Here is a 14,040-nt window from a genome sequence, read left to right on the forward strand (position 1 = left end):
TGTTCGCATGCCCCCCGATTCCGAGCTCCCTGGTTCCGTGCGGTCTGCTGCCGAGGTGAACGAGCAGATCCGGGCACTGTGGCTGCGTGCGGGCGGATACCTGTCGGCCCAGGACCGCGCGGAGTACGAGCTGTTGGTGATCGAGTGGGCCGAGGCGATCCGCGACGAGATCATCCAGGCGGCCTGAGATCCGCGACATGGAGCACCTGAGCAGTGTGCCGCCGCGTCGCGGCCTCATCATCTTCCTGAACGGCACGTCGAGTTCGGGCAAGTCGAGCATCGCGGCCGAGTTGCTGCGGGTCCTGGACGAGCCGTACTTCCACATGTCGGCCGACATGTTCCACGCGATCCGCAGCCGCCGCGAGTTCCCCGCGGACCGGCTCGACGAAATTCTCCACCGCACCTGGATGGGCTTCCACCGCGCGGTCGCCGGGATGGCCGCGGCCGGGAACAACGTGATCGTGGACCATGTGCTGAGCTCGGACTGGCGGTTGACGGACTGCCTCGCCCTCTTCGACCCGCGGGACGTCGTCCTGGTGGGCGTGCGCTGCCCGTTGGCGGAGCTGGAGCGCCGGGAGCGGGAGCGCGGCGACCGGCCCGGCGGGCTCGCCGCACGTCAGTCGAAACAGGTCCATGCCCACGGCGTGTACGACATCGAGTGCGACACCAGCCGGGCCGATGCGGTGGAGTGCGCGCAGCTGATCAGGGACTTTCTGCCCGGCCGGCCCAGACCGACGGCGTTCGAGCGGCTGCGTGCCCACCGCTGACCGGTGGCGCCCCGCTCACCGCCCGCCCGAAACCCGCAGCACCGCCCCCGTCGTGTAGGACGCGTCCGGCGACAGCAGCCACGCAACGGCCGCGGCGATCTCCTCCGTGCGACCCGGGCGGCGCAGGGGGATCGTCGGCGCCGCACGGCGGGCGCGGTCCGGGGCGCCCATCGTCGCGTGCATCTCGGTGTCGATCACGCCGGGCGCGACCGCGTTGACCCGGACTCCGTCCGGCCCGAGTTCCTTGGCGAGACCCAGGGTCAGGGCGTCGATCGCGGCCTTGGTCGCCGCGTAGTGGACGTACTCACCGGGGCTGCCGAGCGTGGCGGCGGCAGAGGAGACGTTCACGATCGCCCCGCTCCCCCGCGCCGTCATCAGCCGCGCGGCGCGGCGCGAACACAGCAGCGTGCCCAGCAGGTTGACCTCGACGACCCGGCGCAGATCGCCCGTATCCGCATCGGCGAGCCGTCCCAGCGGCCCTGTCACCCCGGCGTTGTTCACAAGCCCTGTGACGGGCCCGAGCCGCTCCTCCGCCGTGTCGAACAGCCGCTCCACGTCCGCCTCGTGGGACGTGTCCACGCGCACGGCCACACACCGCGCCCCCGCCTCGCGCGCCCCTTGCGCGACCGCCTCGGCCGCGCCCACGTCATGGACGTACCCCACGACCACGTCGTGCCCGTCCGCAGCGAGCCGCAGACAGGTGGCGGCGCCGATACCCCGGCTGCCGCCGGTGACCACCGTGACCGGGCGTGCCATGAGGGACCTCCACATCCGACTTCGCTGCAGCAAGATCCTAGTACCGCGCCCGAAGAGGCCGGGAGCGCCGTCCGGGAGTGAGGGCCTAACTACGTCGTGTACCCCGTGTGACAGTTGTGATGCCTGATCCGATGTGTGACCAGTGGGGAAATCGTGACGACCCTTCACCCCGCTACGCAAAGTAAGTACATCCGTGGAGGTTTCGAGTGCGACCGTTCACCCTCAAGTACGCGTACCTCATCGCCAGCGAGGCGAGCGGCGGGTGGGCGCAGGGCCGAACATCACGCAGGACTGAATGTCCCGCACTCCCTCTTGGCTCCAAGCGCCCCGTGCCCAACACTGTGGCGATGACGCAGCGTGTGGAGCTCGCGACCGTGATGGACCGACTGGCCGTGGACGCACTGGTCACCGAGTACGCGGTGGCGGTGGACGACGGGGACTGGGGGACGTACCGAAGGCTGTTCACGGCGGACGGGCGGGCGGACTACCGCGGCGCCGGAGGCGTCGAGGGCGACGCGGGGCGGGTCGCCGACTGGCTCGCCGAGAGCCTGGCGCTGTTCGCCATGCGACAGCATCTGATCGTCAACCGCCGGGTGCGGTTCGGGATCCTGGAGCAGGACGCCGGGGACACCGCGCGCGTGCAGGCGGACTACGTCAATCCGATGCGGCTGGCGGAAAGCGACGGCGGCTCCACGGCGCCCGACTTCGTGTGCGGCGGCCGGTACGCCTTCGGGCTGCTGCGGACGCCCGACGGCTGGCGGCTGCGCGAGGTGGTCGTCGAGGAGAAGTGGCGCCGCCTGCCCGAACGGCGCGCGGCACCCGTGATCGACTGACCCGATTCCCCCTGTCGGGGAGGGCCGCCCGGCGCGCACACTGGAGGGAGCCGCTGAGCCGGGAGGCGATGCATGAAGACGTTCCACCGCTGGCTCGCCTCACCGTGGCGGCGCTCCCTGGTCGCCGTCCTCGCGGGCGCCCTGCCGGTGTTCTCCTTCCCGGCACCCTCGCTGTGGTGGTTCGCGTACGTCGCCCTGGTCCCGTGGATCCTGCTCGCCCGCTCCGCCGCGACCGGCAGACGGGCGGCGTACGACGGCTGGCTCGGCGGACTCGGCTTCATGCTCGCGGTGCACCACTGGCTGCTGCCGAACCTGCACGTCTTCATCTTCCTGATCGCGGGACTCCTCGGTGCGCTGTGGGCGCCCTGGGGCTGGCTGGTGCGCCGGTTCCTCGGCGGTGTGCCCTCGCCGGGCCGGGGCGCCGCCGCGCTGGTCGTGCTGCCGTCGGCATGGCTGGCCGTGGAGCTGGTCCGGTCCTGGCAGGGGCTGGGCGGCCCCTGGGGCATGCTCGGCTCCAGCCAGTGGCAGGTGGAACCGGCACTGCGGCTCGCCTCGGTCGGCGGGGTGTGGCTGCTGAGCTTCCTGGTGGTGGCGGTGAACGTCGCCGTCGCGGCGCTCGTGTCGGTGCGCGAGGCGCGCATACCCGCCGTGGCCTCGCTGGTCGCGACGGCCGCCGCGACCTCGGCGGCCTGGGCGTGGTCACCGCGGCCCCAGGTCGACGGCCGGGTCAGGATCGCCGTCGTCCAGCCGGGCATCGTGGACGGCACGGCGAGCGCGGACCGGCGCTTCGACCGCGAGGAACAGCTCACCCGGGGGCTGATCGGCCAGGACGTCCATCTGGTCGTCTGGGGCGAGAGCAGCATCGGCTTCGACTTGGGCGCCCGCCCCGACCTCGCCCGCCGGGTCGCCGTACTGTCGCGGCAGACCGGCGCGGACATCCTGGTCAACGTGGACGCCCGCCGCTCCGACCGGCCCGGCATCTACAAGAGTTCGGTGCTGATCGGTCCGGACGGCCCGACCGGCGCCCGCTACGACAAGATGCGGCTCGTCCCCTTCGGCGAGTACATACCGGCGCGTTCGGTGCTGGGCTGGGCGACCTCCGTCGGCAGGGCGGCTGGCGAGGACCGCAGACGGGGCACCGAGCAGGTCGTGATGGACGTCGGGCACGGGCTGCGGATCGGCCCGATGATCTGCTTCGAGACGGCGTTCCCCGACATGAGCCGGCACCTCGCCGCGGACGGCGCCGATGTGCTGCTCGGCCAGTCCTCCACGTCGACGTTCCAGCACAGCTGGGCCCCCGAGCAGCACGCCTCGCTGGCCGCGCTGCGCGCCGCCGAGACCGGCCGCCCGATGGTGCACGCCACGCTGACCGGGGTCTCCGCCGTCTACGGCCCGGGCGGACAGCGCCTCGGCCCCTGGCTCGGCACCGACGCGAGCACCGCCCGGGTGTACGAGGTCCCGCTGGCGCACGGCATCACGCCGTACGTCCGCTACGGCGACTGGCCGGTGCACGGCGCGCTGCTGATACTTGCCGCGCTGTGCGCCACGGAGGGAATGCGGGCGTTCAGGACGCGGCGGAGCGCCCCTGGACCGCGTGTACGACCCGCTCGCACAGTTCGTGAGTCACAAGCGCATCCCGGGCACTGAGCACCTTGCCCGCGCGCACGGCGTCGAGGAAGGCCAGCGCCGCCTGTTCGATGCCGCGCTGCCGGGCGACCGGCACCCAGTCGCCGCGCCGCCGCACCGTCGGCTGTCCCTTGTGGTCGATCATCTCGGCCAGGTTGAGCACCTGGCGCTTGGTGTCCTGACCGGAGACCTCGAGGATCTCCTCCGCCGAGCCGCTGAGCCGGTTCATGACACCGAGCGCGGTGAAGCCGTCCCCGGCGAGCTGGAGCACGACGTGGTGCAGCAGCCCGCCCTCGACGCGGGCCCGCACGGTCACGTCGTCGACCGGGCCCGGGACAAGGAAGCGCAGGGTGTCGACGACATGGATGAAGTCGTCGAGGATCATCGTGCGCGGCTCCTCGGGCAGCCCGATGCGGTTCTTCTGCATCAGGATCAGCTCGCGCGGGTGGTCGGCGCACTGCACGTACCCGGGCGCGTGGCGCCGGTTGAAGCCGACGGCGAGAGAAACGTCCCGCTGCTCGGCGAGGGCCACCAGGCGCTCCGAGTCGGCGAGTTCGTACGCCAGCGGCTTGTCCACATAGGTCGGTACGCCCGCGTCGAGGAGCCGGGTGACGATCTCGGGGTGGACGTCGGTGGGCGCGTGCACGAAGGCCGCGTCGAGGTCCTGGGCGAGGAGGGAGTCCAGGGTGGTGTGCCGCTGTCCGGGCGGGAGGTGGAGGCCGTCGGCGACCCGGGTGAGGGTCGCGGGGGTCCGGGTGTGCAGATGCAGCTCGACGCCCGGCTGCACGCCCAGCACCGGCAGGTACGCCTTCCGCGCGATGTCTCCGAGTCCGATGCAGCCGACCTTCACGTGCTCTCCCCTAGCGCTCACCCACCCGTGCCTCCTCGGAAGGATACGGGGGCCGCCAGCCGGCGATGTCGTCGAATCCGCGCATGAGCAGCGCCGGTCCGGCCGCCGACAGCGCGGCGATCGCGGTGTTGCGTACGGCGATGGCGGCGCGGTTGCCCGTCATGTTGAGGCGGGCGACCCGGACGGCCTGCCGGGCGATGGCAGTCGTGCGGGGCAGCCGGGCCGCTGTGTAGGCGGGCAGATCGGTGGAGATGGGGGTTCCCCCGCTCGAGCGGAGCCGAGAGTGGGGGAGGGCGAGGACCACGGCGTCCTCGATGGCCTGGTTGCCGCCCTGGCCCAGGGTCGGCGGCATCGCGTGCGCGGCGTCGCCGAGCAGGGCGACGCGGCCGCGGTGGAACGCGGGCAGCGGCTCGGCGATGTGGTGGACGTCGTGGCGCAGCACGTCCTCGGGGCGGGCGGCCGCGACGACGGCGGGGATCGGGTCGTGCCAGTCGCCGAACCGGCGGACCAGCTCGGCCTTCTCGTCGTCGGGGGCACGCTCCCCGGCGGGAGTCATGGCGGCGGCGTACGCGTACACCCTGCCGTCCTTGAGCGGATGCGTGCCCCACAGTCGGCCCCGGCCCCAGGTCTCGTGCGAGGCGAACTCGACGTCGGGCAGCGGGATCACGACCCGCCAGGTGGTGAACCCGGCGTACACCGGCCCCGGATGTCCGGGGAACAGCACTGTGCGCACACCGGAGTTGATGCCGTCGGCCCCGACCACCAGGTCCGCCTCCAGTTCGTCGTCGGCGGTGCGCACCCGGGCGGGCCGGTCGGTGTCGCCGGGGTCGACGAGGGTGGCGGCGGCGGTCGTGCGGACGGTGCCGGGCGGGAGCAGGGTGGCGAGGCTGTTGATGAGGGTGGCCCGGTGGAGGAGGACGAGGGGGCCGCCGAAGCGAGCCGCGGCGGCCTCGGCGCTGGAGCGCGAGAGCCAGCGTCCGCCGGGGGTGCGCAGCCCGCCGTCGCCCTGCCAGGCGGCGAGGTCGCGGATCTCGTCGCCGATGCCGAGGACGTCCAGGGCGCGCAACGCGTTCGGGGCCAGCGAGATGCCCGCGCCGACCGGCTCCAGGGAGCGGGCCCGTTCGAGGACGGTGACCTCCCGGCCGTACCGCAGCAGGGCTGCCGCCGCGGTCAGGCCTCCGATGCCGCCGCCGATGACGACGGCGCGTGACGTGTGCGGCATGACTCCTCCAAGCAATGGTCACTACAGATGTAGTGCGACGTCGCCTCGACTGTACTACAGCCGTAGTGTCACCGATAGAGTCGTCCCATGTCCGTACACACTCCGGCCGCCGCCTCCCGCGCGGACCTCGTCGCCGACACCGCGATCACGCTGCTCGCCGAGCGCGGTATGCGAGGGCTGACGCACCGGGCGGTCGACGAGGCGGCCGGACTGCCGCTGGGCTCGACCTCGAACGTGGCCCGGACCCGCCAGGCCCTGCTGGAGCTGGTGGTACGGCGGCACGCCGAGCGCGAGGCCCGGGTGCTGGCGCCGGCCGAGATGCCCGATCCGCGCGGCGGTCTCGACTCCCTGGTGGACGCCCTCTCGCTGGCCACGCACCGCTCGGTCACCCGCGACCGCGAACTGCTCGTCTCCCGCTACGAACTGGCACTGGAGGCCACGCGCCGGCCCGAGCTGCGCTCCTTCTACGACGCCGCGGGCGCCGTCTTCCGCAACCAACTGGAAGCCATGGTCACCGCGCTGGGCTCGACCGAACCGGCCCGGCACGTGCTGTCGTTGGTCGCCTGGGCGGACGGGCTGATGTTCTCGTGTGCGGCGGGTTCGTTCCACGCGGAGGTGCCGAGCCTGGACGAGGTCCGCGCCGGGCTGCGGGAGCTGCTGACCGGGATGCTGGGCCGCTGAATTCGCTGGAAGCAGAAGGTGAGTTGAGCCAGGATGCGGGCATGACGACCGAACGCAGTGAACCCGCACAGAACGCCGGCGAACGCGCCATGCTCGAGGGCTGGCTCGACTACCACCGGCAGACCCTGGCCTGGAAGTGCGAGGGCTTGACCGACGAGCAGTTGCGGACCGCGTCCGTAGCGCCCTCCGAGCTGTCCCTGATGGGCCTGGTGCGACACATGGCGGAGGTCGAGCGCGGCTGGTTCCGCAGGGTGCTGGCGGGCGACGATCGCGGGCCCATCTACTACACCGAGGCGGACGACGACGGCGACTTCCACACCACGGAGGCGGACACCTGGGAGGAGGCGTACGCCACCTGGCAGGCCGAGATCGAGGCCGCCCGACGGCACGCGGCGGACTTCGGGCTCGACGACCTCTCCCACAGGAAGAGCCCCCACAGCGAGGAGCCGTTCAACCTGCGCTGGATCTACACCCACATGATCGAGGAGTACGCCCGGCACAACGGCCACGCCGATCTGATCCGGGAGCGGATAGATGGCGCCACCGGCGACTGACGTCAGCCTCCGCGCCCCGCTACCCCCCGTAGGGTGCGGGAGATCACCCGAGCGGGGCATGAATCACCGGTCCGTGGTCCCATGGGCGGGAGCGACCCAGCAGAGTGACGCGGGTGCATCGAACGACGACCACCGCAACGCTCCTGGTCACCTTGGCCGTCTCGGCCCTCTCCGGCTGTGTGACGGTCCAGCGCCCGCCGGCGCCGGGGCCGACGGACACAGTGCCGTCGCAGCCGACGGTTCCCCGGCCGGACGGCAGCGCGGAACCGAAGGCCGTCCAGGCACCGGCCCGGGAGGCGCTGGAGATGGTCGGTCCGTCCCATTCCCCCGAGCCGCCCGCACGGAGCCGGCCGGCGGTGACTCCTGTGACGCCGCCGCCCCCGTCACCCCGGGTGCACCCCCGTCCCCAGCCGCACCGGGAGCCCTCGCGGCTACCCCGCGTCCATGTCCCCGACGTACCCCGGGCGGTGCCCCCGGAGCCGGACGTGTGCGCGCTGGGCAAGCGGTACGGCGGCTGGCACCCGGGCAGCCCCGAGGCGACGATCTGCGAGCAGACGTACGGGCGTTGACACCCCCGTCGGTCTCGCCCCGGTCACAGGGGCCGCTGCCGCGGCGGTCCCCAGGACTCACCGCCCGGGAAGCCCTCGTCCGCCAGCCGCAGTTCCAGGCGGTGGATCGCCGCCCGTACCCCGTTCCCGTAACCGTCGTCGGCCAGAGCGCCGGCGGCGCCTCGTGCCCGGCTCAGATGGGTGCGGGCGGCCTCGGCGCGGCCCAGCTTCACATAGTCCGCGGCCAGATTCAGGTGCAGGGACGGGTAGAAGCCCCGAACCATCGCGGGGTCGCCGCCGGTCCGGCCGCCCGTCACTTCGTCCGCGGCCGACAACGCCCGCAGGTCCCAGGCCAGTTCGTCCGCCGGGTCGTCCTGGGTGTCGGCCAGGTAGTGCGCCAGGGTGCAGCGGTGCAACGGGTCGCCGTCCTCACCGATCTCCGCCCACAGGTCGAGCAGCCGGCGGCGGGCCTCCTCGCGGTCGCCGCCGTGGTGCAGCATGACGACCTGCCCGATCCGCGTCAGCACGGCATCCGGTGCCGCCTGCTCTCGTCGCTCCGCCACCGCGTCCTCCGGGCACTCGTCGGCTGTCACTCCCGACGCTAACCGGCGGCACCGACAATCCCCGTCAGGCGGCCCCGTACGACACGGGGCCGCCCCAGTGGGCGCTCAGGTCAGGTTCGGGATCGTCCAGTCGATCGGCTCGTGGCCCTGCCGGGCGACCGCCTCGTTGATCTGCGTGAACGGGCGGGAGCCGAAGAACTTCTTGGCCGACAGGGGCGAGGGGTGCGCGCCCTTGACGACGACGTGCCTGGTCTCGTCGATCAGGGGGAGCTTCTTCTGCGCGTAGTTGCCCCAGAGCACGAAGACCGCCGGGTCGGGCCGCTCGGCCACCGCGCGGATCACCGCGTCGGTGAACTTCTCCCAGCCCTTGCCCTTGTGCGAGTTCGCCTCACCGGAGCGGACCGTGAGCACCGCGTTGAGCAGCAGCACGCCCTGCTGGGCCCACGGCAGGAGAAAGCCGTTGTCCGGGATCGGCGTGCCCAGCTCCTCCTTCATCTCCTTGTAGATGTTCCGCAGGGAGGGCGGGGTCTTCACGCCGGGGCGCACCGAGAAGCACAGGCCGTGGCCCTGGCCCTCGCCGTGGTACGGGTCCTGGCCGAGGACGAGCACCTTGACCTTGTCGTACGGCGTCGCCTCCAGCGCGGCGAAGACCTCCTCGCGCGGCGGATAGACGGGACCCTTCGCCCGCTCCTCCTCGACGAACTCGGTCAGCTCCTTGAAGTAGGGCTGCTGCAGCTCGTCGCCCAGAACCCCGCGCCAGGACTGGGGCAGCATGGCGGTGTCGGTCACGTCAACATCCTTAGCGTGTGCGGTCACTTGCAGATCTCAGAACCTACAGGCGGCCACTGACAATCGCCGCCCGCGGCCTTGATCGGCGGCCGTCACCAGCTGGTCTTGCGGTGCAGCTCCCACATCATCATGATCGTCGACGGGTCGAGGGCCCGCTCGCCGCCGGAGACGTCGTCGCTGGCCGCGACGTACTGCCGGCCCTGCCACAGCGGCAGCAGCCGGGCCTCGTCCACCAGGATCTGCTGCGCCTCCTCGAACTCCTTGATCACCTTGGCCCGGTCGCTCTCCCCGCGCGAGTCGGGCAGCAGATGGTCGGTGATCGTCGGCGTCTTGTACGGCGTGCCGAGCGCGTTCTGTTCGCCCACGAACGGCGCGATGAAGTTGTCGGCGTCGGGGAAGTCCGGGAACCAGCCGCGGCCGAAGACCGGGTACTCGCCCTTCTGGTAACCGACCACATAGGTCTTCCAGGGCCGGCTCTTCAGGGTGATGGTGAACAGACCGGAGTCCTCGAGCTGGGACTTGAGCTCCTGGAACATCTGGGCGGTCTCGGAGCCGTAGCGGTCGGTCGTGTACCAGAGGGTGAGCGGGACCCGCTGGGTGATGCCGGCGTCGGAGAGGATCTTGCGGGCCTTCGGCACGCTCGGGTCGCCGAAGGTGTCGAAGAAGCCGGTGGTGTGCCCGGTCAGGCCCTTCGGGACCATGGAGTAGAGCGGGTCGACCGTGTCGTCGTACACCTTGTGCGCGATCGCGCCGCGGTTGACGACCTGGGCGATCGCCTTGCGGACGGCGGGGTTCCTGGACCACCGGTCCTTCGGGTTGAACACCAGGTAGCTGATGTCGGTGCCGGCGCCGTCGACCAGTTGGAGGTCGGTCGAGTCGTGGCCCTGGAGCGCGATGATGTCCTTTGCGGCGAGTCCGCGGTAGGTCACGTCGATCTGCCGCGCGCGCAGCGCCTTGACCATGGTGGCCGAGTCCTGGAAGTAGCGGATGGTCACCGCGTTGTTCTTGCGGTCAGCGAACCCGCTGTACTGGTCGTTGCGGACGAGGACGGCCTGCTTGCCCTCCTCGTACGACTTGAGCCGGTAGGGCCCGGAGCCGTAGACCTTGGTGTCCTCGCGCAGTTTCTTGGCCGGGTATTCGTCGGGGTCGACGATCGACATGGCCGGGGTCGCGAGCACGAACGGGAAGGTGGCGTCGGCCTTGTTGAGGTGGAAGACGACCTCGTCGTCGCCGAGGGCCTGGACGCGGTCGAGGCTGCCGAGCAGTCCGGCCGGGCCGCTGGGGGCGTTGATGTCCCTGATGCGGTCGATCGAGTACTTGACCGCCTGCGCGTTCAGCGCGTGACCGTCGGCGAATTTCGTGCCCGAGCGCAGCTTGCAGCGGTAGGTGCGGTTCGAGCTGTCGGTGAAGCGGCACTTCTCGGCGGCATCGGGCTGGGGGGTGGTGGCACCGCTGGGATAGGCGAGGAGCGTCTGGTAGATGTTGCGGAACAGCTCCCACGAGCCGTCCCAGGCGGCAGCGGGGTCCAGCGTGCTGGGCGCGCTGGTGGTTCCCACGACGATCGGCCCCTCGCTGTCGGAGTTGCCGTCGGAAAAGACGCTGCACCCTGCCACAAGGGATATGGACGCGATCGCCGCTACTTTCTGCAGGCATCGGTTCCGGTTGAACACGCGCACGCTCCTCGATCCGCCGTGCCAAAGGTCGGCAGACGATATCGCAGCGTCGCGGCCCCTGAACCCGTTGTGGAGCAGGCCTGTTGATCGAATGAGCGATGACGACGTTGTCATCCGCCTGTGCGGATGCTGTGCGCGGAATTTCGTGGTTTACGACGAGGGGCGCCGCTCCCCTCGGGGAACGGCGCCCCTCGATCGTGGCCGAGGGAGCGTCAGCCCACGCCCGCGTTCAGGAAGATGCCACCGTCGACGACGAGCGTCTGCCCGGTGATCCAGTCGGACTGCTCCGAGGTGAGGAACGCGGCGGCGCCGCCGATGTCGGAGGGCACGCCGAGCCGGGCCAGCGGGTAGCTCGCGGCGGCCTCCTCCTCCCGGCCCTCGTACAGGGCCTGCGCGAACTTGGTCTTCACGACGGCCGGGGCGATCGCGTTGACCCGCACCTTGGGCGCGAACTCGTGCGCCAACTGCTGGGTCAGGTTGATCATCGCGGCCTTGCTGACGCCGTACGCGCCGATGAACGGCGAGGGCGCGAGGCCCGCGATCGAGGCGATGTTGACGATCGCGCCGCCGTTGTCCTTCTGCCAGGCGTGCCAGGTCTTCTGGGCGAAGCCCAGCGCCGAGATGACGTTGGTCTCGAATACCTTGCGCGCGACGTTCAGGTCGAGGTCCGCCATGGGCCCGAACACCGGGTTCGTACCGGCGTTGTTGACGAGGAAGTCGACGCGGCCGAAGGCCTCCATGGCGCGCTCGACGACCGTGGCCTGGTGGTCGAGGTCGTGCGCCTTGCCGGCGACGCCGACGACCCGGTCGGAGCCGAGCGACTCGACGGCCTCCTTGAGGGCGTCCTCGTTACGGCCGGTGATGACGACGCGGTCACCGCGCGCGACCAGCGCCTCGGCGACGCCGTAGCCGATGCCGCGGCTGGCGCCCGTGACGAGGGCGACCTTTCCCGAAAGCTCGGGGAGTTCAGTCATGTCCGTGATCCCTGGGTCTTGGTTAGTCGAGCGGTCCACCGGCCACGTACAGCACCTGGCCGGAGACGAAGCCGGCGGCCTCGCCGGTGAAGAAGGCGATGGCGTTGGCGATGTCCTCGGGCTCGCCGACCCGCTGCACGGGGATCTGCGTGGCGGCCGCAGCCTTGAACTCCTCGAAGCCCATCTTGACGCGCTCGGCGGTGGCCTTGGTCATCTCGGTGGCGATGAAGCCGGGGGCGACGGCGTTGGCGGTGATGCCGAACTTGCCCAGCTCGATGGCGAGGGTCTTGGTGAAGCCCTGCAGACCGGCCTTGGCGGCCGAGTAGTTGGCCTGGCCGCGGTTGCCGAGCGCGGAGGACGAGGACAGGTTGACGACCCGGCCCCAGCCCGCGTCCACCATGTGCTTCTGGACGGCCTTGGTCATCAGGAAGGAACCGCGCAGGTGCACGTTGAGGACGGTGTCCCAGTCGGCGGCCGTCATCTTGAACAGCAGGTTGTCGCGCAGGACGCCCGCGTTGTTGACGAGGATCGTCGGCGCGCCGAGCTCCTCGACGATCCGCGCGACGGCCGCCTCGACCTGGGCCTCGTCGGAGACGTCGGCGCCGACCGCGATGGCCCTGCCGCCGGCCGCGGTGATCTTCTCCACGGTGTCCTTGCAGGCGGCCTCGTCGAGGTCGATGACCGCGACCGCGCGACCCTCGGCGGCCAGTCGTACGGCGGTGGCGGCGCCGATGCCTCGCGCACCGCCGGTGACCACGGCGACCCGCTGTTCAGTGGTGGACATTGCTTCTCCTCGCCCTTGAGAGAACCTACTGCGGTGAGCGACCGCTTAGTACCTTCAGCGGGTGTGACGCTAGAAGCCCTGGCACCCGGTGTCAACGGCACACCCGGCGCATGTGATCCATTACCTCACCAGGAGGTCGAGCAACCGCTCCGCCTCGGCCGCGGGATCGGTGGTGAGCCCCGTGTGGACAGGGCCGGGCTGCACGATCGTCGAGCGGGGCGCGATCAGCCAGCGAAAGCGCCGCCCGGGGTCGTCCTCGGCGGCCCGCCCGGCCGCGGCGCCGCCGACGCACACCTTCTCGACCGCGTCCAGGGCAGCCCGCACGCCGGCCACGTCCGCGGCCGGGTCGAGGGCGAGCAGCCGCCCCTCGTCGAGGTGGGTGCGGGCGCCGACGTAAGCCTTGGCCCGGCAGTACACGACAACGCCCGCATTTATGCTCTCGCCGCGCTCGACGCGGGGTACGACGCGCAGCAGGGCGTACTCGAAGACGTCGCGGTCGCCGCCCTGGCCGGCCCGGGTGATGTGGCGCTCGGTCACATGACCGGCCATGTGGATATGGGTCTCGCTCACGTGCCCTCCTCGAGGCCGGTGACGCGCTCGTGGACAACGGCGGCCCGCGCGAGCAGCGGTCGCGCGTAGGCCTGGCGCAGGTCGTCCGGGGTGTCGAAGCCTGGCTCGCCGGTCAGCCAGGCGTCGGGGATCTCGGCGGTCACCTCGGTGAGCAGTTCCTCGGTGACCAGGTGGGCCAACTCGGCTGCGGCCGCGGCGACATCGGGTGCGAAGCCGGCGAGGGCGTGGTCCGCGGCGTCGTAGGGGCGGTTCGCGGAGGCCTCGGCGCCGGGCCAGTTGTGGTGCCAGATCATGGTGGCGCCGTGGTCGATGAGCCACAGATCGCCGTGGTGCATCAGGAGGTTGGGGTTGCGCCAGGAGCGGTCGACGTTGTTGATCAGGGCGTCGAACCAGACGATCCGGCCGGCCTCCCTCGCACTCACGGTGAAAGCGAGCGGGTCGAAGCCGAGGGAGCCGGAGAGGAAGTCCATGCCGAGGTTGGTGCCGCCGCTGGAGCGCAGCAGCTCCTGCACCTGCTGGTCGGGTTCGCCGAGGCCCAGCACGGGGTCGAGTCCGATCGTCACAAGGCGGGGCATCCGAAAACCGAGGCGCCGGGCCAGTTCCCCGCAGACGACCTCGGCGACCAGCGTCTTGCGGCCCTGTCCTGCGCCGGTGAACTTCATGACGTACGTCCCGAAGTCGTCGGCCTCGACGAGCCCCGGCAGCGAGCCGCCCTCACGCAGGGGCGTGATGTAACGGGTGGCGATGACTTCCTTGAGCATCGCCCCAGGTTACTGGGCGTTCCCGGGGGCGCCGACAGCGGAACGACAGCTGTGGCTTATGGCCGTCCGACGGCGCGGACGTCAGGATC

Annotated in this window: 17 protein-coding genes; 7 read left to right on the forward strand and 10 right to left on the reverse strand. The window is 71.2% G+C overall.

Features of this window, described 5'->3' with window-relative positions:
* Positions 1–7 precede the first annotated feature (7 nt).
* Together ACFYXB_RS10610 and ACFYXB_RS10615 are read left to right on the forward strand one after the other, a co-directional pair.
* The gene (locus tag ACFYXB_RS10610) at positions 8–187 is read left to right on the forward strand and encodes a hypothetical protein (RefSeq protein ID WP_389580061.1); all 180 of its coding nucleotides are present in this window, start codon (positions 8–10) and stop codon (positions 185–187) included.
* Between the two features lie 10 nt (positions 188–197).
* A complete protein-coding gene (locus ACFYXB_RS10615) occupies positions 198–767 on the forward strand; it encodes a chloramphenicol phosphotransferase CPT family protein (RefSeq protein ID WP_389580064.1) in 570 nt (189 codons plus the stop codon).
* Between the two features lie 15 nt (positions 768–782).
* Here the strand turns inward: ACFYXB_RS10615 and ACFYXB_RS10620 are convergent, their stop codons facing one another.
* Positions 783–1,523 carry an SDR family NAD(P)-dependent oxidoreductase gene (locus tag ACFYXB_RS10620; RefSeq protein ID WP_389580067.1) on the reverse strand — a complete coding sequence of 247 codons (741 nt, stop codon included), beginning with the start codon at positions 1,521–1,523 and terminating at the stop codon, positions 783–785.
* A 347-nt stretch (positions 1,524–1,870) separates the two neighbouring features.
* On the opposite strand from ACFYXB_RS10620, the gene ACFYXB_RS10625 reads away from it, so the two are divergent.
* Together ACFYXB_RS10625 and lnt are read left to right on the forward strand one after the other, a co-directional pair.
* A complete protein-coding gene (locus ACFYXB_RS10625; RefSeq protein ID WP_351347432.1) occupies positions 1,871–2,356 on the forward strand; it encodes a nuclear transport factor 2 family protein in 486 nt (161 codons plus the stop codon).
* A gap of 72 nt (positions 2,357–2,428) precedes the next feature.
* The gene (lnt, locus tag ACFYXB_RS10630) at positions 2,429–4,003 is read left to right on the forward strand and encodes an apolipoprotein N-acyltransferase (RefSeq protein WP_389580070.1); all 1,575 of its coding nucleotides are present in this window, start codon (positions 2,429–2,431) and stop codon (positions 4,001–4,003) included.
* Here lnt and ACFYXB_RS10635 read toward each other — a convergent pair.
* Together ACFYXB_RS10635 and ACFYXB_RS10640 are read right to left on the reverse strand one after the other, a co-directional pair.
* A complete protein-coding gene (locus ACFYXB_RS10635) occupies positions 3,921–4,832 on the reverse strand; it encodes a Gfo/Idh/MocA family protein (RefSeq protein WP_389580266.1) in 912 nt (303 codons plus the stop codon). The two genes, lnt and ACFYXB_RS10635, sit on opposite strands and share 83 nt — an antisense overlap.
* Before the next feature lie 10 nt (positions 4,833–4,842).
* The gene (locus ACFYXB_RS10640) at positions 4,843–6,054 is read right to left on the reverse strand and encodes an FAD-dependent monooxygenase (RefSeq protein ID WP_389580072.1); all 1,212 of its coding nucleotides are present in this window, start codon (positions 6,052–6,054) and stop codon (positions 4,843–4,845) included.
* A gap of 87 nt (positions 6,055–6,141) precedes the next feature.
* Between ACFYXB_RS10640 and ACFYXB_RS10645 the strand changes: the two genes are divergently transcribed.
* The 3 genes from ACFYXB_RS10645 (at position 6,142) to ACFYXB_RS10655 (ending at position 7,858) form a co-directional block, all read left to right on the forward strand.
* The gene (locus ACFYXB_RS10645) at positions 6,142–6,735 is read left to right on the forward strand and encodes a TetR/AcrR family transcriptional regulator (RefSeq protein WP_388504364.1); all 594 of its coding nucleotides are present in this window, start codon (positions 6,142–6,144) and stop codon (positions 6,733–6,735) included.
* Between the two features lie 41 nt (positions 6,736–6,776).
* A complete protein-coding gene (locus ACFYXB_RS10650; protein ID WP_389580076.1) occupies positions 6,777–7,289 on the forward strand; it encodes a DinB family protein in 513 nt (170 codons plus the stop codon).
* Positions 7,290–7,402: 113 nt separating this feature from the next.
* Positions 7,403–7,858 carry a hypothetical protein gene (locus tag ACFYXB_RS10655; RefSeq protein WP_389580079.1) on the forward strand — a complete coding sequence of 152 codons (456 nt, stop codon included), beginning with the start codon at positions 7,403–7,405 and terminating at the stop codon, positions 7,856–7,858.
* 23 nt (positions 7,859–7,881) lie between these two features.
* Here the strand turns inward: ACFYXB_RS10655 and ACFYXB_RS10660 are convergent, their stop codons facing one another.
* The 7 genes from ACFYXB_RS10660 to ACFYXB_RS10690 all read right to left on the reverse strand — a co-directional run bounded on the left by ACFYXB_RS10660 (position 7,882) and on the right by ACFYXB_RS10690 (position 13,951).
* Entirely contained in the window at positions 7,882–8,400 is a 519-nt protein-coding gene (locus ACFYXB_RS10660) for a hypothetical protein (protein ID WP_351347416.1), read from the reverse strand.
* 105 nt (positions 8,401–8,505) lie between these two features.
* Complete coding sequence (gene ung, locus ACFYXB_RS10665) at positions 8,506–9,189, reverse strand: uracil-DNA glycosylase (RefSeq protein WP_389580081.1); 684 nt, start codon at positions 9,187–9,189, stop codon at positions 8,506–8,508.
* Between the two features lie 92 nt (positions 9,190–9,281).
* Positions 9,282–10,859 (reverse strand): ABC transporter substrate-binding protein, encoded by a 1,578-nt coding sequence (locus ACFYXB_RS10670; RefSeq protein ID WP_389580083.1) that lies wholly within the window; start codon positions 10,857–10,859, stop codon positions 9,282–9,284.
* 215 nt (positions 10,860–11,074) lie between these two features.
* The gene (locus ACFYXB_RS10675; protein WP_351347410.1) at positions 11,075–11,836 is read right to left on the reverse strand and encodes an SDR family oxidoreductase; all 762 of its coding nucleotides are present in this window, start codon (positions 11,834–11,836) and stop codon (positions 11,075–11,077) included.
* Positions 11,837–11,858: 22 nt separating this feature from the next.
* Positions 11,859–12,620 carry a 3-oxoacyl-ACP reductase FabG gene (gene fabG / locus ACFYXB_RS10680; protein WP_351347408.1) on the reverse strand — a complete coding sequence of 254 codons (762 nt, stop codon included), beginning with the start codon at positions 12,618–12,620 and terminating at the stop codon, positions 11,859–11,861.
* 120 nt (positions 12,621–12,740) lie between these two features.
* Entirely contained in the window at positions 12,741–13,190 is a 450-nt protein-coding gene (locus ACFYXB_RS10685) for a DUF3037 domain-containing protein (RefSeq protein ID WP_351347406.1), read from the reverse strand.
* Positions 13,187–13,951: a HipA family kinase gene (locus ACFYXB_RS10690; protein WP_389580087.1), complete on the reverse strand. Its 765-nt coding sequence runs from the start codon at positions 13,949–13,951 to the stop codon at positions 13,187–13,189. The genes ACFYXB_RS10685 and ACFYXB_RS10690 overlap by 4 nt, the downstream gene beginning before the upstream one ends.
* Positions 13,952–14,040: the final 89 nt, after the last annotated feature.

It is taken from the genome of Streptomyces sp. NPDC002619 (assembly GCF_042889305.1).
GTDB lineage: Bacteria > Actinomycetota > Actinomycetes > Streptomycetales > Streptomycetaceae > Streptomyces.